The following is a 19754-nucleotide window of genomic DNA, read 5'->3' as shown; positions in this document are numbered from 1 at the left end:
TGATATCAAAGGGTTGAGTATGCATAAAAATACGCGACTAAATTATAATTAGTCGCGTATTGAACTAGTTGTTAAGTTATTTTAATTTTTTTTATCAATACTCCAATCCTGTTTTGCAGAAATAGTCAATAAGTCGCCTGACTTAATAATATACGTATAGTAGCCACCAACTATTGAACTATTACGATCCGCTGTTGATTTAACTTTAATCTTTTTATTACTGAGGGGCAGTTTGGGAATAGAAATTTTATTTAGCCATTTGTCATTTTTAATTTCAATATATATACTATCGTTGGTTTTAAAAATATCCTTTATCATTTTTTGTGTAATAGAATCTTCATTCTTAAACGTAAGCTGATAAGCTGATTTTTGCTCCAACGAATCTACGTCATTTTTCATTTCAAACTGCCAATAAGACTTACAGGAAACCGTACATTTTTCACCTGTTGAAATCCTATGCTTCTCTTTATTCACGATCAGTGTACTACAATAGGCCGCAGTAGGATCAATGGTAATGGATTGATTATTTTTTAGTGGCGGTATTGTAATTTGGTCAGCCCAGTGACCATTTTTTGATTCAATAAGAATATGGTTGTGCTGATTTAGTGCTGCATTCAATACCTCAATGGTGATATTATCGTCATTATTAAATTTTAATTTATGGTAATTAATTTCATTAGATTTAGGTTTAGATTTGTATTTAATAATTTTATTTCTTAGGGTATTAATTTCTTTCCATGTTTTCTCGTCATAGATTTTTATGTATTCATCTTTGTATTCTTTATTCATTAATAGATTTGATTCTGAAATTAATGAATCAGTTTCTTCGTCAGCATAATCTGGTAGCTCAGCGGCTAAACTTGATAAAGTAGGTAATAATATTATCGTATCATATTCAGATAAATGAATATTTTGATAAAAATTCCAAGCTTCAAAGGTTAGTTTATCATCTTCTATTTTTAATAAATAGCCAGTGCCTTTATCTGTAACCCCGTTTTCACCTAATGTTAAACTTGGAATATCAATTAATGTTCCAAATGGACGTTGAATAGCTTCAATAATCCCAAAGCCATTATGAATGTGACCACTTAACATAATTATTTGGGGATAACGAGAAAATAGACTTTTTAGTCTTTCATCTTGCGGTCCAAATCCGCCATATAAGTATGACCGCCAATGTGAACAATTGAATGCTTGATGTGTCATCACAAAAATCGGTTTATTCGCATCAGCGCCTTCAGCCAGTTTTTTTTCTAACCAGAGAAGTGATGCTTCATTTAATTCCATTTGATTTTTTAAAGGAACATCTGTGTTCAAACAAATAAAATGATAACCATCAATCCATGCATCAATGCACATTGTATCTTCTTGCCGGTCAATATTGCATTTTTCTAAGTAAGAGTCATATAATCCGACTAAATCGGGGTCTAATGGCTCATGGGGTTCGGCCCCAGTTCGGACATCATGGTTGCCTAACATCAATAATAAATTTTGATGATATTTTTTTGGAAATTGTTCTAGGAAAATATCAAAAGAATCTTTTCTATGTTGATGATAATCACCAATATCCCCAGCCATTAATAACCCTTCGGCTCCACAGTGATTAATATTTTTAATAGACGTTGCCAATACTTCTTTATCATGATCTGAGCCTATATGAATATCACTAATTACACCAATTATCATACGAAATTTCCTTTTAAAATGAGTTGAAAATTATAGTCCATTGTTTTTTGTCTGATTGGGGTTTTTTATTTCAATTGTACTGTCTTGAATTTCATTAATAAAACTGTTTTGGCAAGAAGATAAAAATAAAGAAAACATAAAAAAAGAAATGATTTTCATTGTTAGTCTCGAATTATTTAAATTGATTTTTATTTAAAGTAAAATTATTCATTAATAAATTTCAATATTACTTTCTTTTAGTAGATAAGCTCTCCTATTAAGAAAAAAATTAAAGGGTTCTTTTTTAAACACCAAGTCAGGATTCGATTTTTTATTAAAGTATTCCTCAGTCATGAATGAATAGCCAGTTTTATTTTCTAATGAATGTAATAAATCCAGTTCGTTTATTGTAAGTGTTTTAAAGTTTATACCGATTTTTTTTATTTCTTTTAAAAATTCTATCATGGTACAATGTTCGAATGATGATTTTGTTTGAATAAGAATTTCATTACTCATCATTTTCTCAACGCTCATACTTTTTTTCATTAATTCTTTATGAAAAACTAAACCTAATATTTCAGTTTTTAAATTTATTTTTTGTATACTTTTATGGTCAACGTCGATATCTACAGGTGATATTATGATGTCATAGTGGTGGTTTTTTATTTCATACAAAATATCATTTGAGATCTTGCATTCAACTTCAATGCTAATACTCTTATTTTTCAATAGGTTGTTTATTATCGAATGTATCCCATAGAATGGAAATCCATCAATAAGAATTTTAATTTTTTTTTCATTGTTTGGCACAGTTAAGTTGTTTAATATTTTATTTATACTTTCATAGTGAGGGTTTATTTTATTAAATAGCTCCATGCCATAATCGGAAATGAGTATTTTATTTTTTTTTTAACTAAAATATTCTTTCCTAGCTTTTTTTCGAGAAGAATCAAACCTTGTGATATCGCTGAAGACGTGACATTGGTAGACTCTGCCGCTTGATTTAGCGAACCATTTTTAGCCAAAGCAATAAACTGGTTTAATTGTTTCGAGAAAAACATAACTGTCCTTAGTCGGTTGGAAAACTCTAAATTAGGATCTCAATCCATTAATAATCTATTACGGTAGTTTAATCTAAAAGTTGTTTTTATAAGTTAAATTAATATAAAATACAGCTATTAGAATTCTAATTAAACATTTATCTATAATTCGCTAATAAATAAAATTGAATAAATAGGAAGTATAATTATTAGTGTGATTAATAACTCTCTCATTTCTACGGTCTCCGCTATAATTTAGTTTTAAAACTATATCAAAGAAAATTAATGCAGTAATTTAAATATCCTTGCTAATGTTTCAATAAAAACTTTATTTAGCTGTATCTATTAGCTTATTAATTATTCTTATATCGTTAAAGTTTGATTAACCCCACATATTTTAACAAGAATAGATGATTTTAAGGCCACCACAATCGGTCATTTATGATATTGAAATAGATTGATTTACACCTTTGAAAATACCTTTATCATCGGTGATTTTGTATCATAATTGTTCTTTGCTTAAGGTAAATTTGTCTGCATTTTTTCCTTTGTTGCCTACAAAACCCTTATCAGATCAAATACCCGTCTTGATACAAGGGCATCAAGGTAGCGACCTAACCGTTTTTGTTTTATCCTGAGCAGTAAGTGGCAGCAATTTCCGCCGATGGCATAAAATAGGAATGATTAATTTGAGTATAGGTTTACCCTATGCTCAAAAAATTGTTCAGAAAATAGAAAAGTGAGAACGCAATGGGTATTCGTATTGTTCCTAAAGAAGAGTTAGGACAAGAAAGATTGAAAGAAAAGGGAATTGGTTTTATTCCACCAGTTCTGTTTCCTAACTTAAAAAGTTTATATCAACGCCGTGCTGAGCGACTCAAAGAACTTGGTGCAGGAGAACATCCTTTTGCAGATTATCTGAATTTTGCTGCTGAAGTGGCAACCGCACAACATAATGCACAGCATGATAATCCATTAGAAATGGATATGGCATCTATCCTTGAGCGCTCAACAAATACCAATAATTCGCCATTGGATGCAAAAACATTTCCACGGACAATGCATTGGCACAAATTATTAACGGCTATTATTGCCGAATTAATGCCAGTCGTGCCTGAGTCTGTACGCCCGGCGTTAGAAAACCTGAATAAAGCGTCTGAAACAGAACTCGAAGCCATGGCAACTGCGTTGCTAAATGAAGAGTTTGAAAAAGTTCCTGCGGATAAATCGATGTTTATTTGGGCTGCATTATCGGTGTATTGGGCACAAATGGCAGCAAATATCCCAGGTAAAGCGCGTGCAGAACATGGAGACCATCGCCATTTCTGTCCTGTATGTAATAGCATGCCAGTGTCGAGTATTGTGCAAATTGGTACATCACAAGGTTTACGTTATTTACACTGTAATTTATGTGAAACTGAATGGCATATGGTGCGCGTTAAATGCAGTAACTGTGAGCAAACAGGTAAATTGAATTATTGGTCATTAGATGATGAAAATGCGGCAGTTAAAGCAGAAAGCTGCGGTGATTGCGGTAGCTACTTGAAAATCCTTTATCAAGAAAAAGAAGCTAAAGTTGAAGCTGTCGCGGATGATTTAGCCTCAATTATTTTAGATGCACGCATGGAAGAAGAAGGCTTTGCGCGTAGTAGTATTAATCCGTTCTTGTTCCCTGGTGAAAAATAAGCGGTAAAAGAGAATCGTGACTATGTCTGAATCAGACTTGGCTTTATATCGCCAACTTCCTGCTATTGATAAATTATTGCAGCTCGATGAAGTGCAAATATTGGTTGAACAATCAGGGGCTCACTGGGTCACTGCATGTTTACGTGAGATGCAAGAGCAAGCTCGAGCCAGTATTGCTCAGGCAGGGAAATTACCTGCTTGGCAGGAAGATTGGGTAAAAGAGTTAGCACAACGCCATCAAGCTTTAGGGCAAAGCGCCCTAAAAAACGTGTTTAACTTGACGGGTACGGTGCTACATACCAATTTAGGCCGTGCGGTCATGTCAACCACGGCGGTGAATGCAGTTAGCCAAGTGATGAGTTCGCCTGTCACATTAGAATATTCTCTAGATGGTGCGATGCGTGGGCATCGTGACCGTGCGATTGCTGACTTGCTGTGTGAGCTCACTGGCGCCGAAGATGCCTGTATTGTTAATAATAATGCTGCCGCAGTTTTATTATTGCTAGCAACGGTTGCAAATGGCCAGCAAGTTATTGTTTCTCGTGGTGAATTGGTTGAGATTGGTGGGGCTTTCCGTGTGCCAGATGTGATGGCGCAGGCAGGCTGCCAATTAGTTGAAGTGGGTACAACGAATCGGACTCACTTACGTGACTATGAGAATGCGATTAATGATCAAACTGCACTATTAATGAAAGTGCATACCAGCAATTACAGTATTGAAGGATTTACTGCAGAAGTTGAAGGTGAAGAGCTTGCAGAGCTAGGTAGAAAGTACCAATTACCAACGGCAATTGATTTAGGCAGTGGTTCGATGATTGATATGACGGCTTATGGGCTACCCGCAGAGCCTATGCCACAAAGTTACCTTTCTCAAGGTATTGATTTGGTTTCGATTTCTGGAGATAAACTTCTTGGTGGCCCACAAGCAGGGATTATCTTAGGGAAGAAAAAATGGATTGATGCAATTCAAAAACATCCATTAAAACGTGCTTTACGGGTTGATAAAATGGTTCTAGCTGCACTTGAAGCAACGCTAAAACTGTATTTAACTCCCGAAAAACTCACAACAGAATTACCCACATTACGTTGGCTAACACGAGATCCTGAAACTATTCGTGATAGCGCAGAAAGCATAGTTGTTGCTCTACAAGCCTTTTATGGGGACAAATTTATTGTTGAAGTTGAGCCTTGTCTCTCACAAATAGGGAGCGGTTCACTTCCTGTCGACCGTCTTCCTAGCTTTGCGGTAACATTCACACCGCTAAATGGAAAAGGTAGTACATTAGAGCAACTCGCTACGCAGTGGCGCCAGCTACCTCAACCAGTGATTGGGCGCATGAAAGACGGTAAATTGTGGCTTGACCTGCGCTGTCTTGATGATGAACACGCGTTATTACAGGTTTTACTTTCATGATTTTTGCGACAGCAGGCCATGTTGACCATGGTAAAACTTCTTTAATTCAAGCCATTACTGGCATAAATACCGCACACCTCCCTGAGGAGAAAAAGCGCGGAATGACCATTGACCTAGGGTATGCCTACTGGCCACAGCCAGATGGGAGCTCTATTGGTTTTATCGACGTTCCAGGACATGAAAAATTCTTAGCCAATATGTTGGCTGGGATTGGTGGTATAAACCATGCGCTTTTGGTAGTAGCTTGTGATGATGGAGTGATGGCGCAAACCCTTGAACACCTTTCGATTTTAAGGCTAGCGGGTTGTGAAAATATCAGTGTTATACTGACGAAGGCTGACCGAGTCGATCATTCGCGAATTGAACAGGTTACGGAGCAAGTCACCTCCGAGCTGGCTAAACAAGGTTGGCCAGATGCAAAACTATTCATTACGTCTATTGAAGATGGGCGCGGTATTGATGCGCTGCGTTTATATCTGCAACAACTTCATCAGCAAAGTGGTTCACATCCCAATATCCAACGTCGTTTTCGTTTAGCCATTGACCGCGTTTTTTTGGTTAAAGGTGCAGGGGTAGTGGTGACTGGCACTGCATTAGCGGGAAAAATTCAAGTTGGTGAGTCACTATGGGTGACAGGAGCGGATAAGCAAGTTCGCGTCAGAGGTATTCATCGGCAAAACCAAATATCTGAATTCGCTGTTGCAGGTGATCGCGTGGCCTTAAACTTGGTGGGCGATATTGATAAAGAAAATATTACCCGAGGGGATTGGTTACTTGCAGAGCAACCTGCGTTTATTGCAACACGGGTTATTGTTGAATTGGAATGCGATGCATTAATTAAGCACTGGCAACCTGTGCATCTTTACTATGGTGCAAGCCACATCACTGGGCGAGTGTCATTATTAGTGGAGCAAGGGGAAACCCCCGTGCTTGCTGAGTTAATTTTAGATACCCCATTATGGTTAGTCGAGAATGACCGGTTAATTATCCGTGATATTAGCGCTCGCCAAACGTTAGGTGGGGCTCGAGTGATACGTTTGGTTTCCCCACGGCGAGGTAAAAGGCTTCCGGAGTTTTTGGATTGGTTATCTAAGCTTTGCCGAGAACAAGATGAACTGGCTCACTTTAAGCTACAGCTTCCTCAAGGTGAACTTAATTTACGGGATTACAGTTGGGCGCGGCAACTCACCCATGATGTGTTAGATAATTTATTGGCTCAAATGGATGTGGAGCGTGTTGGCAACCATGTTTTATCCACATTTAAAGCGCAAATAGCGAAAGAACGTATCGTTCAAACCCTTGAAGAATTCAATGAAATACACAGTGACCAAATCGGTGTAGGCAAAGCACGTTTAAAACGTATGGCTCTGCCTTCAATGAGCGAGGCATTAGCATTTAAATTCATTGATGATCTCATTGGTGAAAATGTTATTAAGCAAACTCGCGGTTGGTTGCATATGCCCCAACATGGGCTGGTGTTTGATGCCCAACAGCAATTGATTTGGCAGCAAATACACCCATTATTTTCACGTAATGAAGCGTGGTGGGTACGTGATTTAGCATTAGAAAGTGGCTATGAAGAAGATACGATGCGTCGCGTTCTAAAAAAGGCGGCGCAAATGGGATTAATTACGGCGATAGTTCGTGACCGCTATTATAGCCATGAGCAAATTAATTATTTTGCGTCACTTATTCACCGTTATTGCATGGAAAATGAAGTCATTTTTGCGGCTGATTTCCGTAACGAATTAGGGATTGGTCGGAAACTTGCGATTCAAATTCTTGAGTTTTTTGATAAAAGCGGTTTTACTCGTCGTAAAGGCGATGGTCACCATTTACGAGATAAAGGCATTTTCGTTGAATAAATTGAGTGTTTTAATCCGTTATAGTAGTGCCTCATAGCAACCTCCAATATTAAACTTGTGGTAAAACTGATGAAGAAAAAGTTATTTGCAGGCTTTTATCTGGCATTGATCTTTATTGGCTCCCTTTTCTTAGTCTTTGAAAAAGGTAGCGTAATTTATCCTGCTCTCATATCGGTCAGTGTATATGCCGTTTTATTCGGTATTTTAATGGTGCTAACAGCTCGCTGGTTATTTTCCGCTATTATTACCAGCACATTATTTATCATCATAAAATTCCTGAATCAGTTAAAAGTTCATTATTACAAAGAACAACTCTTCTTTAGTGATATCAATATTATGACAGACACATCCAATATGGGGACCTTGGGTCATTATTGGTTAGCAGGTGTCGCACTGGTTGGGTTGCTTATATTATTAGTCATTAATGGGGTTATTAGCTGGCGATTGCTCAAGCCGAGTAAATCAAAAATGACTCGTGTTATTGGTGTTGTTCTTATTGTTGCGGGTTACTTTGGTATTAACTTCACAAGCTCACATTATTATGACAGATGGTCTCAGACGTTGCCAAAAGGCCGAGGGACAGTGACCAATATTATTATGTCGGCACAAAATGCGAGTTATCAATCCCCTGAATTTGCAGGCTCAGCTGATTATTTTATGGAAAAAGCAGCAGCAATATCCCTAGAAAATAATGCAGTCTCAGAAAAACCAGACATCGTTTTATTACTGCAAGAGTCTACTGTTGACCCACATATTTATGACTTACCTGAAGGAACTAAGCTTCCTGATTTATTTATGTTCCAGCAAGATAGTGGCGTAAGTGCGCATAGTCAGATGCGGGTACAAACTTTTGGGGGAGGAACTTGGTTATCTGAATTCTCAGCGCTAACTGGCTTAAATAGTGATGATTTTGGTGCGCAAAAAAGCGGTGTCTTTTATTTTATCGTTGACCACCTTAAAAATAGCTTATTCAAAGAAATGAAGGCCAACGGTTATTATACTGTGGTACTTACCCCCTTTAATAAAGGTGCATACCATTCAGGGCATGCCTATGAAACGCTTGGGGTTGATAGAATTATTCAACCACAAGAACTTGGCTATCCAGGAAAACTGCAAGATAACTTATGGACAATCAGCACCGATGATATGCTGAAATATGTAAAAGAAATCTTAGCGAAAGAAACAGATAAACCCGTATTTATTTTCTCTCTTACAATGTATGAGCATGGTCCTTACAAAGAGAGCCATAGTGATGACTACGGTATAAAAGACAAAATTAAAAACTCAGATGCTGCAGGTGAATTTAGCCATTATATGGACAAAATCGTAACCTCAGATGCATCAATACGTGATTTCGCAGAATTCATTGAAAAACGTAAGCGTCCGTTGATGTTTTTATATTTTGGTGACCATCAACCAGGAATTAGCTTAAATCAGTATAATTCTTCATTTTCATCACCCGCTTACCTAACACAATTTACTTTGCGGGATAACTTGAAATCAGGAACTGCAATAACAACGGGCCAGTTAACAGATATTTCCTTCTTAGGCGGAATCTTATTAGAAAGGGCAAATTTAAACATTTCCCCATTTTATGAAGCCAACATCAAAATGCGTCACTTATGTGATGGCAAACTCAATGATTGTGAAGACCAAAAGTTACTTGATAGCTATCGCAACTATGTTTATGGAACTTTAGAAGCAGCTAATGCCAATAAAGGTGATATGTAAGAGTATGTTATTATCAGCCGTAGATATTTACGGCTGATACCCTCTTTTTTGTTATTTCCTGCCTAAAATATTAATATTTTCTTAAAATTTATTATTTTTTTACGCTTTTTTGTTTTAATAACAAAACCATTCGTTATTTTTTTTGTCTTAATTTTAGTTAATTTTTCTGTGAAATTAGGTGCTCATTTCGAGCTTTAGAATGGTTTAACGCTAGAAGACAATGAATATGAAATATTTGGTCACGGGAAGTGCGGGTTTTATTGGTTTCACGCTTTGCCAACGTTTATTAGAGAGTGGGCATGAAGTTGTCGGGATTGATAACTTAAATGCGTATTACGATCAAGGGCTTAAACAATCCCGTTTACATTTATTGGAGCAGTTGCCGTTATTTCGTTTTATTCATCTTGATATCACAGACCGTGAGACTGTCCGTGTATTGTGTACACAAGAACAATTTGACCGAGTCATTCACTTAGCGGCACAAGCGGGTGTTCGTTACTCGTTGGAAAACCCATTTGCTTACGCAGATAGTAATTTAACTGGCCACCTCGCCATTTTAGAAGGTTGTCGCCAAGCAAAAGTGAAGCATTTAGTCTATGCCTCTTCAAGTTCGGTGTACGGCGTAACCGATAAGACGCCATTTACTACTGACATGGCAACCGATCACCCGATTTCACTCTATGCGGCAACAAAGAAAGCCAATGAATTAATGGCGCACTCCTATTCACATTTATACCAGCTACCGACCACAGGGCTGCGGTTCTTTACGGTTTATGGCCCTTGGGGGCGCCCAGATATGGCTTTATTTAAGTTTACGAAAGCTATTTTGGCGGGCGAGCCTATCGATGTCTATAATAACGGCAATCTCAGTCGTGATTTCACTTTTGTTGATGATATTGTCGAAGGTGTGATCCGTATTTCAGATATAATTCCACAAGCGAACCTGAATAATCATTCGGCATCACCTGCAGAAAGCAGCGCGCCATATCGAATCTATAATATTGGTAATGGGCAGCCTGTTAAGTTGATTGAATTTATTTCTGCACTGGAAAAGGCACTGGGTAAAGAAGCGATTAAAAACTTTTTACCTATGCAAGCGGGTGATGTGTACACCACTTGGGCGGATACGGAAGACTTGTTTAATGTGACAGGTTATCGCCCACAAGTTTCTATTGAGCAGGGTGTTCAGGCATTTGTGGATTGGTACCGTTCTTATTACCACCAATAATATCAATAAGCTGTAACATCTTTAGCAGGATTTGAGAGGCAAGTTTGAAAATAGCAATCGCAGGAACCGGCTACGTCGGCCTATCTAACGCCATGTTGCTGTCACAAAACCACGAAGTGGTTGCGGTGGACATCATCCCTGAAAAAGTGGCGATGTTAAACAACCATCAATCACCGATTGTTGATGCAGAAATTGAACAGTTTTTAACGGAAAAGACCCTCAATTTCCGTGCCACAGAAGATAAAACTGAAGCTTACACTGGTGCACAATACGTCATTGTAGCAACGCCAACCGACTATGACCCAAAAACCAATTACTTCAATACAAGATCGGTTGAGTCTGTTATTCATGATGTGAATGAAATTAACCCAGAAGCGACGATTATCGTGAAATCCACTATCCCTGTGGGCTTTACAGCGCGCTTACGTGAAGAGTTTGGTTATACCAACGTGATTTTCTCTCCTGAATTTTTACGTGAGGGGCGTGCTTTGTGGGATAACTTGCACCCTTCCCGTATCGTGGTGGGAGAGCGTTCAGAGCGTGCGAAAATTTTTGCTGATTTGCTACTGGAAGGCGCAATTAAGAAAGATGTGCCCGTGCTATTTACCGATGGAACCGAAGCCGAAGCCATTAAACTGTTTGCCAACACTTATTTAGCCATGCGTGTGGCGTACTTTAATGAACTCGATACCTACGCAGAAAGCCGCGGTTTAAATGCACGTCAAATTATTGAAGGGGTCTCTTTAGACCCACGTATTGGTAGCCATTATAACAACCCATCATTTGGTTACGGCGGTTATTGTTTACCGAAAGATACCAAGCAGTTGTTAGCTAACTACGATGACGTGCCAAATAACCTTATTAACGCCATTGTGGAATCAAACCGCACCCGTAAAGACTTTATTTCCGATGCAATTATTGCTAAAGCACCATGCAAAGTCGGTGTTTATCGCTTAGTCATGAAAGCGGGCTCTGATAATTTCCGTGCCTCTGCGGTACAAGGTGTGATGAAGCGCATCAAGGCCAAGGGCATCGAAGTGGTGGTGTATGAGCCGGTTTTAAAAGAAGAAGAGTTTTTCCGTTCGAAGGTTATCCGTGATCTCGATACTTTCAAAGCACAAAGCGACATTATTCTAGCCAACCGTATGGTGCCTGAATTGGAAGATGTGGCAGAGAAAGTTTATACCCGCGATTTATTTGGTAACGATTAAAACGCGTTTATGGGGTAGGTTGGCATCGTGCTAACCTATCTCTGCATATTAAGAGCTAATAACCCTATCTATTTTGTGCCATAGTGCACAAGTTACCTATTTTTAAGCGCCACTCTGCAACAATCGCTAAGAAATGTTGTTTGCCATTTGCTAGCATCCGTCAATTGATTAAAAATTGGCTATTTTGTTATGCAGAAAATCATAAAAAAACAAAGAGACGGTTTTATCACCTTTCAAAAAGAAGGTGAGATAGATTTTTGGCAAATTGTTAATGATTATATTGATGGGAAGATCGCGGGTAAGAATTTAAGTAGCGGAAATATTGAGAGAAGTGTTGCTCGTATTCATGTAAATGGACAAAGTTATATTATTAAATGCGAAAAAGAACGCGATAAGCGTATTGAAAAACGGCTGATGCGTATTATTTCTGGCCCTTTTTATTCACGTTTATTGAAACGTTTAGTGACTGCACAAAATAACGGTTGTACCGTAACGAATGATATTTACTTTGTTGCAGAAAAAATGGTCGGTCGTGAGTCAGTAGAAACATGGATTATTGCGGAGTATGTGGAAGGAACTGTTTTATCTGAAGTTGATGATATCAAGCCTTATTATGCAGAGATGAAAGTCATTATCAACCAATTGCATTGGTATGGTTTATCTTCTAATGATATCCATGCAGGGAACTTTGTTATAACCAATGAAGGACTTAAGGTTATTGATTTATCAGATTATGGTAATTTTGCTATTTGCAAAGCGAATGATTTAATTGCATTACAGCGTTTTTACGGTATCGAACCCGATAGCAAAAATTTTGTTTATCGTTTTATTCGTTTTAGAGATCACTTTCGTCATTGGTCAAGAAAGATAAGAGGGAAGAAAACTCGGCTCTAGTTCGCTATGCCAAGTTTTCATTACCACAAAATTACCGAAAAAAACAAAGTTATCGATCACAACAAAACTATTGATAAAGCGCATCTAAAAATTCAGGGATAAAACTGCCTGTCCCATGGCAACGCTGGGTTGCGGTTTCTCCAGCTTGTTTCATGATAGCGCAAGCAGCGGCAACATTTTGTAGCCTATCACCAGATAGAGCGAAACATGCAGCAACCACCGCGGAAAGAGCGCATCCCGTACCGACCACACGAGTCATTAAAATATGGCCGCCAGTAACCGCAAAGGTGCGTATTCCATCGGTGATGTAATCCACTTCCCCGCTTATCGCAACAATTGTCTTAGCTTGTCTCGCTAATAATTGTGCTGCGGGAAGAGCGTCATCAGTGGTGTTAAGGGAATCAACGCCTCTGCCGCCAGCACTGTTTCCTACCAATGCCATAATTTCAGAGGCATTACCGCGAATAGCGGCAGGCTTGAGAGTCAGCAATTCATGGCAAAAATGGGTGCGAAAGCTAAGCGCACCTGCGGCAACAGGGTCAAGTACCCAAGGTTTTTTCGCTTGATTCGCACTGTTAACCGCACATTTCATTGCATGTCGGCGCTCAGTGGTTAATGTGCCTACATTAATCAGCAAGCCATGTGCGATAGCGGCAAACTGCTCCGCTTCTTCGGGTTCAATGACCATGGCGGGAGAGCAGCCGAGCGCTAACAGGACATTGGCAGTGAAGGTCTGAACAACATCGTTTGTCATGCAATGAATAAGTGGGGATTGAGAAGTAAGCTGTTGTAGTACCAATGATTTTGTCGTGTTGCTGATGTGTTCAAATTCTAACATGATCCCCTCATTAATAGTGATAGAGCATAGGTTCGTTGATTTATTCTACACTCTATCTGTTTTAATGAAAGAACCGCTTAATCAGCAAGGTATTTCTCCATGACCATTCCACCAGCGCCTTGAGCAACAATTTCGTATGAATCATTGGCGGGGTAAATACGTGTCTTAATATGAGGAAAAATAGAGAGTTTTTCTTCAATAGACTTTTTGGTCATCTCAAAAAAGTGATTTTTAGGTGTTAGGGTTCCGCCGCACACCACCACATCTGCTTGAGTCGTTAAAATCGCATTAGCGATGGCAATACCATAATAATAGGCTGCCTCGCCAAGTGCTTCGAGACACAGGGCATCGTCCAATGTGAGAGCTTGGAAAATAGTATGGTAGCTAATTTCAGACTCATTATTAACTAATTCATTGATTATTGAGCTTTTACCCAACCTGAGTTGCTGGATCACCCGTGACTTAATCGCAGACAGTGAACTATATTGCTTTAAACAGCCAAATGACCCGCATTCGCAGCGTTGACCATTAATATCAATTGTCGTATGACCAAAGGCTTGAGCGGTGCTAATGGGTGCTGGAGCGTATTGATTGTTGATGATGGTACAGCTGCGAATATCGGTATCACAGGTTGTAAATAAAAACCTTTGGCTATCAGAGGTATAGCGTAAACGATACTCTGCAAAAGCCGCAAAACTAATCCCACTTCCGAGTAATACGAAGCAAGGGACTTTACTGGATATATAGTCGTGAAGTTCTTTTATTCGTGAGTTATATTGATGATATGGCAGTTTATCGCGTTCTAATATATGGTCGATGGCGATGCCTATACCCAACAAACTTTTTACGTTAAGTCCATGTTCAGCTAATAAAATATCTAATTTATTGAGCAGATGATCCACCATATTTTCTGCGGTTTCTAGGTGCTCATATTTGACCTTTACCATCCCTAAAATATCCAACTTTAGGTTCTGTAAAACTATCGTCGAATATATATCACTCATTTCAATGCCAACTAGGTAGCCATCAGCAGCATTGATATTATAGAGGATAGGTTTGCGGCCACCGGTCGACTCTCCGAGCTCAGAAGTCGAAATTAAGTGATTTCTCCCCAGTTCGTCGAGTAACCGAGCACAAGTTGCTGGTTTCATGCTAGCCAGTGATGTCAACGTCTCTGCCCTAATGGGACCATGGTTTAAAATTAACCGGTAAAGCGTTTTGAGTTTTTGTGTTTTTGAATTTTTTGAGGTGCGAAATTCATTTAATAGTGTATGTAACAAGCGCCTCACTCCTTTTCATTCCGACTCTTGCGCTAAAGATTAGCAAATATACGCATAAGATTCTGCTTCATGTGACACATCATATCTAAATTCTTTTTCTTAAAATGAGATTAAGATCGCTGTTCTGTTTCTAAATTGCTTTATGATCGATTTTAACAATTTTTAGTCGATGTCAATTTGGAGACAACTATGCATCATACAAAAGATATTCTAGAAAGCTTAAGCTTTATTCAGTCTCGCACAGATATTAAACCAACAGTGGGCATTATTCTGGGTTCAGGATTAGGCCCGTTTGCGGACACATTAGAAAATGCAGTACATATTCCTTATAGCGAAATTCCACATTTTGCCAAATCTGAAGCCGTAGGGCATGCCAATGAATTGGTGATTGGCACCATCGCAGGTAAAAATGTGGTTGCGATGAAAGGCCGTTTCCACTACTACGAAGGCTTTACCCTCGACCAAGTCACTTTCCCTGTGCGTTTGATGAAAGCATTGGGCGTCGAAAAATTGATTATTACCAACGCCTGCGGTGCAGTAAATACCGATTTCAACCCAGGTGACCTGATGATTATTACCGATCATATTAATTTAACTGCAAATAACCCATTGATGGGGCCAAATAACCCTGAATTAGGGGTGCGTTTCTTGGATGTTAGTGAGGTGTATAACAAAGAATTACGCCAAACAATCAAGGATGTAGCGGCCGAACAAGGTGTTTCTGTTCGTGAAGGTGTTTATGCATGGTGGACTGGTCCAACTTATGAAACACCTGCCGAAATTCGCATGATCAGAACCTTAGGCGCTGATGCTGTTGGTATGTCTACTGTACCAGAAGCTCTGGTCGCTCATCATTCACAAATTAAGACAGTGGGCATCTCCTGTTTAACTAATATGGCTTGCGGTATTTTAGAACAACCTCTTAGCCATGACGAAGTTATTGAAACTGCAGAGAAAGTTAAAGCCACCTTCTTGAAATTGGTGACGGGTGTGATCGCTCGCTTCTAGTTTTTAGGTTCTTTTTCTCAAAACAATATAAAGATGTTCATAACGCTAAATAAGGTGAATATTGAAATGAAATTTAAAGGTCTAATTTTAGTTTCTTTAGGCGCTTGCAGTTATGGCATTCTTTCAACACTCGTCGTGTTGGCCTACCGCGCAGGATATTCCTTGAATGATGTCATCGGTAGCCAAACGGTATTAGGTGCGATTTTACTGTGGTTTTTTGTTGCCGCAGGCGCATTAATTAAAAAAGCACGTCTAGTATGGCCAACACGACAACAAGGCCTATTAATGTTACTCACTGGGACGACAACAGGGCTAACCGGACTCTTATATTATGCATCATTGCAATATTTGTCTCCGGCGCTTGGTGTCGTCTTATTTTTGCAATTTACATGGATGGGGGTTGCCATTAATGCGGTTGTCAGCCGTCAAGCTCCTCCCATAATGACCATGGTGTCGGTTGTGGTGATATTAATTGGGACAGTATTAGCGACAGGTTTGTTAAATAGTTCAGGGATCGTATTTCACTGGCTTGGTGTGCTATTAGGACTATGTGCGGCATTATCGAATGCTATTCGTGTTTATGTCAGTGGTGCATTAGCGGTTAAAACAGATCCTATGATGCGCTCTGCAATTATGGTAACAGGGGGCGCAATTTTGACATCGATTATCGTTCCGCCAACATTCTTATTGAGCGCATCAACGTTTCATTCTCTATTTTTCTCTTATGGTTTACCCCTAGCTTTCTTTGGTTCTTTCTTTGGTATGTGGATGTTTGCCAAAGGTACTCCACTGATAGGTACCAGTTTAGCGACCATTGTTAGCTCAATGCAGTTGCCCGTCACGATTTTATTATCTGTGACTGTATTGCAGTTACCTCTTGAGTTCATTCAGTTTATTGGCGTTGCTGTCATCCTTATGGGTGTCGCCATTGCTGAGTTGAAAATAAAAACAAATAAATATAACTCCAAACGGAGCCTTGTATGAATATTAAATCCCGCTTGAAAATCATGCTTTTCCTGCAATATTTTGTTTGGGGAAGTTGGTTAGTTACACTCGGCTCCTACATGATGAAAACATTGAGTTTCTCAGGTGCAGAAGTCGGTATGGTGTATAGCTCAAAGGGTATTGCTGCCATTCTAATGCCCGGGCTTATCGGAATCATTGCAGATAAATATATTCCAGCAAATCGTTTATATATGATTTGTCATTTGATTGGGGCTGCCGCATTGTTTTATGCTGCAACAGTCACGAGTTCAACAGTGATGTTCTGGGTGATGTTAATTAATGCAATGGCCTTTATGCCAACTATTGCACTTTCAAATAGCATCAGTTATTCATCATTAAGCCAATATCAGCTCGATTCAGTGAGTAACTTCCCACCTATTCGTGTATTTGGTACGGTAGGTTTTATTGTTGCTATGTGGAGTATTAGCTTATTGAAATTTGAGCTAAGTAGTATGCAGCTTTATATTGCAGGTGGCTGTTCATTACTTTTAGCGCTTTATTCATTAACCTTGCCAAAAATTGATGTTAATAAAAAAGCGATTTCAAGTAGCTGGATCAGTAAGCTAGGTTTAGATGCTCTGGTGTTATTTAAAAAACCTATTATGGCGGTATTTTTCTTATTCGCTATGTTACTTGGTGCGGTTTTACAAATTACCAATACGTTTGGTAATCCATTCTTGCATGACTTCGGTCTGAATCCGTTATACCAAGATAGTTTGGTGGTTCAGTATCCATCGATATTATTATCGATCTCTCAGATGGCAGAAGTGTGCTTTATCTTAGCAATTCCATTTTTCTTGAAACGCTATGGCATTAAAACTGTCATGCTATTAAGCATGTTTGCGTGGACATTACGCTTTGGATTCTTTGCCTTTGGTGACCCATCAGCAATTGGCTTGATGTTCTTAATAATGTCGATGATCGTATATGGCTGTGCATTCGACTTCTTCAATATTTCAGGCTCTATTTTTATTGAAAGAGAAGTGGATACGCGTATGCGCGCGAGTGCTCAGGGCTTATTTATGACGATGGTTAATGGTGTTGGTGCCTATTTTGGTGCGATATTAAGTGGATTGGTTGTCGACTATTACACGGTGGATGGTATTAAAGATTGGCAAATGATCTGGTTAGTTTTTGCTTCTTATACTGTTGTATTAGCAATAATCTTCCAATTTACCTTCCATTATCATCACGATAAAGACGCCGCACTGAAAGAGGCTAAGTCTAGCTAAGATAAGTTGTTAGAAATAACATTTAATCTAAGGGAAAACCATCAATTTGGTTTTCTCTTTTTTTGTTGGTTTTAACACTAAACATAATTACGCTTGCCGCGCAATATATGCTCAGTTAGCGTTTCTTCCGCAAGGGTAAATTCTTTTGCTTTGAGTTGTTCAACTAATTGCTGATGTTGGCGTGTAGACTCATGATAATATTCATTGCGATAAATAGGGTCAGGTTGGAAATAGACTCGCTGGCGAATATTATCCGCTAAATCTAAGAAAACCGAGTTATCCAGTAATTCCAAGAAGAAACGGTGGAAGCGTTCATCTTCTTTTATCCAACCTTGATAGTCATTTTTCTTCAATAATTCATCTTGCCGCTCAATAATCGTCTTTAAGATAGAAAAATGTTCATCAGTTAAATATTCACGAACTAATTTAATTGCATGGGACTCAATTGCTAAGCGTAAATCATAATTATCTCTGGTTTCTTTTAACGATAGTTTCTGAATAAAAACACCTTTACGAGGGATAATTTTGACTAAGCCTTCATTTTGTAATTGATATAAGGCTTCGCGAATTGGAGTACGACTCATACCGAGTTCCTCAACTAAGCTATTTTCAGAGGTGTAACTTTCCTCTCCAAATTGCTTGCTGAGAATTTTATGTTTAATTGCAGTATAGGCCTGTTGGCTTAGTGGTTTATCTTTCATCAGGATCTTGTGTTAACAATAGAAATTTTAGTGAGTATAGAAAGGAATAGATTGGTATACAAGTAATACACTAGTTTTATATTATTTAAGGTGCTGTTAAATTCTGGTGGGTAATTGAACTTAGCTTGTTGAATAAACTGGCATCCTTGCCAGTTTTTAGACTAATACAGCTCAGGGCGTCGGTTTTGCATACAAGGTAATTTTTCTCGTGTCTCTGCGGTATGCTGTGTTGATATTTCAGCAAAAAATAGCGTTTCATCGTAGCCAGCAGATGCGATGGTTACTCCAAGCGCATCACAAACAAGGCTGCGACCAATAAAAATATTACCTGTTTGGTCACATGCGCAGACAGGGATTGTGTTCTCTAAAGCGCGTGCTTTAACTAATGTTTGGTAATGCTCCTCTTTTAGTGGCCCGCTAACCCATGCTGTGGGAACGAGTATAAGGTCAGCGCCAGCTAAGGTTAGTTTTCGAGCAACTTCTGGGAAACGCAGTTCATAACAGACTAAAACGCCAATTTTGCCAAATTCCGTTTCCACAGGTTTTAATTCATTATTACTTTGAATGATATTAAGGGATTCCTGATATGAAAAGGCATCGTACAGGTGTGTTTTTTGGTAGTGATAGATAAGCTCACCTTGGCGGTTCAACATAATTGTCGTGTTGAAAGCTCTTTTCGGCTCATTCGGGGCACTTTCATAAATACCACAGGTCACATAAATACCGTATTGTTGAGCGGTTTTTGCTAACTGAGAGACAAAAGGGCCATCGACAGCCTCTGCGACATCGGCATAGCTAATACCACTATCCACTGGAACAAAAGCCATAAACATTTCCGGCAATAGGACGAGGTCGGCACCACCTTGAGCGGCTTTTTGTATAGCTTCGCATGCTTTTTTTAAATTTAGAGCTTTATCTGAGCTACTGGCTAGCTGAGCAATTGCAATCTTCATAGA

17 protein-coding genes are annotated in these 19754 nt (G+C 38.8%); 10 read left to right on the top strand and 7 right to left on the bottom strand.

Translation table 11 applies throughout. The features are described 5' to 3' along the window. Window positions 1-81: 81 nt before the first annotated feature. The 3 genes from FVA72_RS21460 to FVA72_RS21450 all read right to left on the bottom strand — a co-directional run bounded on the left by FVA72_RS21460 (window position 82) and on the right by FVA72_RS21450 (window position 2726). On the bottom strand, window positions 82-1686 hold the full coding sequence (locus FVA72_RS21460; protein ID WP_094961969.1) for a metallophosphoesterase: 1605 nt from the start codon (window positions 1684-1686) through the stop codon (window positions 82-84). A 210-nt stretch (window positions 1687-1896) separates the two neighbouring features. Then, a complete protein-coding gene (locus FVA72_RS21455) occupies window positions 1897-2541 on the bottom strand; it encodes a hypothetical protein (RefSeq protein ID WP_094961968.1) in 645 nt (214 codons plus the stop codon). Beyond that, window positions 2520-2726 (bottom strand): helix-turn-helix domain-containing protein, encoded by a 207-nt coding sequence (locus FVA72_RS21450; protein ID WP_094961967.1) that lies wholly within the window; start codon window positions 2724-2726, stop codon window positions 2520-2522. Before FVA72_RS21450 ends, FVA72_RS21455 begins: the two co-directional genes overlap by 22 nt. 729 nt (window positions 2727-3455) lie before the next feature. Here FVA72_RS21450 and fdhE point away from each other — a divergent pair. The 7 genes from fdhE to FVA72_RS21415 all read left to right on the top strand — a co-directional run bounded on the left by fdhE (window position 3456) and on the right by FVA72_RS21415 (window position 12734). Further along, the gene (fdhE, locus tag FVA72_RS21445; RefSeq protein WP_094961966.1) at window positions 3456-4391 is read left to right on the top strand and encodes a formate dehydrogenase accessory protein FdhE; all 936 of its coding nucleotides are present in this window, start codon (window positions 3456-3458) and stop codon (window positions 4389-4391) included. Window positions 4392-4413: 22 nt separating this feature from the next. After that, window positions 4414-5805 carry an L-seryl-tRNA(Sec) selenium transferase gene (gene selA / locus FVA72_RS21440; RefSeq protein WP_110592774.1) on the top strand — a complete coding sequence of 464 codons (1392 nt, stop codon included), beginning with the start codon at window positions 4414-4416 and terminating at the stop codon, window positions 5803-5805. Next, window positions 5802-7670: a selenocysteine-specific translation elongation factor gene (gene selB / locus FVA72_RS21435; protein WP_110592775.1), complete on the top strand. Its 1869-nt coding sequence runs from the start codon at window positions 5802-5804 to the stop codon at window positions 7668-7670. Before selA ends, selB begins: the two co-directional genes overlap by 4 nt. 69 nt (window positions 7671-7739) lie before the next feature. Further along, complete coding sequence (locus FVA72_RS21430; RefSeq protein WP_110592776.1) at window positions 7740-9401, top strand: LTA synthase family protein; 1662 nt, start codon at window positions 7740-7742, stop codon at window positions 9399-9401. 226 nt (window positions 9402-9627) lie between these two features. Beyond that, the gene (locus FVA72_RS21425; RefSeq protein ID WP_110592839.1) at window positions 9628-10629 is read left to right on the top strand and encodes an NAD-dependent epimerase; all 1002 of its coding nucleotides are present in this window, start codon (window positions 9628-9630) and stop codon (window positions 10627-10629) included. A gap of 44 nt (window positions 10630-10673) precedes the next feature. Continuing rightward, entirely contained in the window at window positions 10674-11840 is a 1167-nt protein-coding gene (locus tag FVA72_RS21420; protein WP_004906180.1) for a nucleotide sugar dehydrogenase, read from the top strand. 189 nt (window positions 11841-12029) lie between these two features. Beyond that, window positions 12030-12734, top strand: coding sequence for a lipopolysaccharide core heptose(II) kinase RfaY (locus FVA72_RS21415; RefSeq protein ID WP_110592777.1), 705 nt, complete (start codon window positions 12030-12032; stop codon window positions 12732-12734). 67 nt (window positions 12735-12801) lie between these two features. Here FVA72_RS21415 and thiM read toward each other — a convergent pair whose 3' ends face one another. Then, window positions 12802-13572, bottom strand: a complete 771-nt coding sequence (thiM, locus tag FVA72_RS21410; RefSeq protein WP_165119775.1) for a hydroxyethylthiazole kinase — start codon at window positions 13570-13572, stop codon at window positions 12802-12804. A 77-nt stretch (window positions 13573-13649) separates the two neighbouring features. Further along, entirely contained in the window at window positions 13650-14852 is a 1203-nt protein-coding gene (locus FVA72_RS21405; RefSeq protein WP_036959170.1) for an ROK family protein, read from the bottom strand. A gap of 189 nt (window positions 14853-15041) precedes the next feature. Here FVA72_RS21405 and FVA72_RS21400 point away from each other — a divergent pair, with 189 nt between their 5' ends. The 3 genes from FVA72_RS21400 (at window position 15042) to FVA72_RS21390 (ending at window position 18097) form a co-directional block, all read left to right on the top strand. Further along, window positions 15042-15860 carry a purine-nucleoside phosphorylase gene (locus FVA72_RS21400; RefSeq protein ID WP_094962905.1) on the top strand — a complete coding sequence of 273 codons (819 nt, stop codon included), beginning with the start codon at window positions 15042-15044 and terminating at the stop codon, window positions 15858-15860. A gap of 66 nt (window positions 15861-15926) precedes the next feature. Then, window positions 15927-16844 carry a DMT family transporter gene (locus FVA72_RS22165; RefSeq protein ID WP_110592778.1) on the top strand — a complete coding sequence of 306 codons (918 nt, stop codon included), beginning with the start codon at window positions 15927-15929 and terminating at the stop codon, window positions 16842-16844. Continuing rightward, a complete protein-coding gene (locus FVA72_RS21390) occupies window positions 16841-18097 on the top strand; it encodes a nucleoside permease (RefSeq protein ID WP_094962907.1) in 1257 nt (418 codons plus the stop codon). The genes FVA72_RS22165 and FVA72_RS21390 overlap by 4 nt, the downstream gene beginning before the upstream one ends. Window positions 18098-18174: 77 nt before the next feature. Here FVA72_RS21390 and FVA72_RS21385 read toward each other — a convergent pair whose 3' ends face one another. Together FVA72_RS21385 and FVA72_RS21380 are read right to left on the bottom strand one after the other, a co-directional pair. Then, window positions 18175-18798: a GntR family transcriptional regulator gene (locus FVA72_RS21385; RefSeq protein ID WP_004906170.1), complete on the bottom strand. Its 624-nt coding sequence runs from the start codon at window positions 18796-18798 to the stop codon at window positions 18175-18177. Between the two features lie 161 nt (window positions 18799-18959). Continuing rightward, entirely contained in the window at window positions 18960-19751 is a 792-nt protein-coding gene (locus tag FVA72_RS21380; RefSeq protein WP_110592779.1) for a carbon-nitrogen hydrolase family protein, read from the bottom strand. Window positions 19752-19754: the final 3 nt, after the last annotated feature.

The organism is Providencia sp. PROV061, assembly GCF_011045655.1.
GTDB classification, from domain to species: Bacteria; Pseudomonadota; Gammaproteobacteria; order Enterobacterales; family Enterobacteriaceae; genus Providencia; species Providencia hangzhouensis.
Note: the sequence above shows the minus strand (reverse complement) of the source record. Positions and strands in the feature narration are given on the sequence as shown.

What these genes read in the sequence shown, in the direction of transcription:
- FVA72_RS21430 (WP_110592776.1), top strand. Translation starts at nt 7,740, where the DNA reads ATGAAGAAAAAGTTATTTGCAGGCTTTTATCTGGCATTGATCTTTATT.
- FVA72_RS21450 (WP_094961967.1), bottom strand. Translation starts at nt 2,726, where the DNA reads ATGTTTTTCTCGAAACAATTAAACCAGTTTATTGCTTTGGCTAAAAAT.
- FVA72_RS21455 (WP_094961968.1), bottom strand. Translation starts at nt 2,541, where the DNA reads ATGGAGCTATTTAATAAAATAAACCCTCACTATGAAAGTATAAATAAA.
- fdhE (WP_094961966.1), top strand. Translation starts at nt 3,456, where the DNA reads ATGGGTATTCGTATTGTTCCTAAAGAAGAGTTAGGACAAGAAAGATTG.
- FVA72_RS21400 (WP_094962905.1), top strand. Translation starts at nt 15,042, where the DNA reads ATGCATCATACAAAAGATATTCTAGAAAGCTTAAGCTTTATTCAGTCT.
- FVA72_RS21425 (WP_110592839.1), top strand. Translation starts at nt 9,628, where the DNA reads ATGAAATATTTGGTCACGGGAAGTGCGGGTTTTATTGGTTTCACGCTT.
- FVA72_RS21380 (WP_110592779.1), bottom strand. Translation starts at nt 19,751, where the DNA reads ATGAAGATTGCAATTGCTCAGCTAGCCAGTAGCTCAGATAAAGCTCTA.
- selB (WP_110592775.1), top strand. Translation starts at nt 5,802, where the DNA reads ATGATTTTTGCGACAGCAGGCCATGTTGACCATGGTAAAACTTCTTTA.
- FVA72_RS21415 (WP_110592777.1), top strand. Translation starts at nt 12,030, where the DNA reads ATGCAGAAAATCATAAAAAAACAAAGAGACGGTTTTATCACCTTTCAA.
- FVA72_RS21390 (WP_094962907.1), top strand. Translation starts at nt 16,841, where the DNA reads ATGAATATTAAATCCCGCTTGAAAATCATGCTTTTCCTGCAATATTTT.
- FVA72_RS21385 (WP_004906170.1), bottom strand. Translation starts at nt 18,798, where the DNA reads ATGAAAGATAAACCACTAAGCCAACAGGCCTATACTGCAATTAAACAT.
- FVA72_RS21460 (WP_094961969.1), bottom strand. Translation starts at nt 1,686, where the DNA reads ATGATAATTGGTGTAATTAGTGATATTCATATAGGCTCAGATCATGAT.
- FVA72_RS22165 (WP_110592778.1), top strand. Translation starts at nt 15,927, where the DNA reads ATGAAATTTAAAGGTCTAATTTTAGTTTCTTTAGGCGCTTGCAGTTAT.
- selA (WP_110592774.1), top strand. Translation starts at nt 4,414, where the DNA reads ATGTCTGAATCAGACTTGGCTTTATATCGCCAACTTCCTGCTATTGAT.
- thiM (WP_165119775.1), bottom strand. Translation starts at nt 13,572, where the DNA reads ATGTTAGAATTTGAACACATCAGCAACACGACAAAATCATTGGTACTA.